This window comes from Microvirga sp. P4_G7, from assembly GCF_056401005.1.
This window is the reverse complement of sequence record NZ_JBFUKD010000908.1, coordinates 1-1,215: the sequence shown is the minus strand read 5'-3', so window position 1 is coordinate 1,215 and position 1,215 is coordinate 1. Positions and strand designations below refer to the sequence as shown.

The window sequence follows — 1,215 nt, the reverse complement described above, 5'->3', positions numbered from 1 at the left end:
CAACCCGGACGCGCCGCCGCGGCTCAACAAGGTCACGGAGACCCGCTGATGGCAACGGCACTCATCGGCGCGCGCCTCTTTGATGGCGACCATTTCGTCGACGGCCGCGCGATCGTCATCGACGAGGGCCGGATCATTGCGATCCCGCGCGAGAGCGAACTCGGAGCCGGCGTCACGACGCGGCGGATCGAGGGGCTCGTCGCTCCCGGTTTCATCGATACGCAGGTCAATGGCGGCGGCGGCGTTCTCTTCAACGACGAGCGCAATGTCGAAGGCATTCGCGCCATTGCGCTGGCCCATCGACCGTACGGCACGACCGGGATGCTGCCGACCTTCATCACGGACACGCGCGAACGCATGGCCGAGGCCGTGCGTGCAATGGGCCAGGCGCTCGCGCAGAACGTCCCCGGCGTTCTCGGTTTTCACGTCGAGGGCCCGTTCATCAATCCCGAACGCAAGGGCGTACACAACCCAGCCTATATGCGTCCGATCGAGGATGCCGATATCGCGATCCTCACTTCGTTGACGGCCGGGCGCAACATGCTCACCGTCGCCCCGGAGATGAATGACCTCGCGGCCATCGCTCGTCTGTCTCGGGCCGGCATCCTCGTCAGCGCGGGGCACAGCGCCGGCGATTACGAGACAATCGTCGAGGCGATCCGTCATGGCCTGCGCGGCTTTACGCATCTGTTCAACGCCATGCCGCCGATGGCCGGGCGCGATCCCGGTCCGGTCGGCGCGGCGCTCGATACGAGTGGCACGTGGTGCGGCCTCATCGTCGACGGCTATCACGTCAGCGACTCGGCCCTACGCGTGGCAATTRCCGCCAAGGGATTCGACGGCATGATGCTGGTGACCGACGCCATGTCGTCCGTCGGATCCGACCTCACGTCGTTCGATCTGATGGGGAAAACCGTCTACCGCAAGGACGGCAAGTTGACGACGGCAGACGGAACGCTGGCGGGATCGGATCTCGATATGGCGAGCGCCGTGCGCAACACRGTGCAGCGACTCGGAGTTTCATTGTCGCAGGCGCTACGCATGGCGTCGCTCAATCCGGCAGCGTATCTGCGCCTCGAACACGAGCTGGGCCGCATTGCTCCGGGCTACCGTGCCGATCTCGTGTTGCTGGATGAGGAATTGCAGGTCCAAGGTACCTGGATCGGCGGTATCGCGGATCGTTGAGCTAGCGTTCTTTGACGTAGAAGACGAAGC

Annotated in this window: 1 protein-coding gene; it reads left to right on the top strand. The window is 64.6% G+C overall.

What is annotated here, in order from left to right; genetic code table 11:
• Positions 1 to 1,185 (top strand): N-acetylglucosamine-6-phosphate deacetylase (gene nagA, locus AC1DT3_RS21815; protein WP_477467268.1); only part of this gene is annotated, 1,185 nt, incomplete at its 5' end.
• Between the last annotated feature and the right edge of the window lie 30 nt (positions 1,186 to 1,215).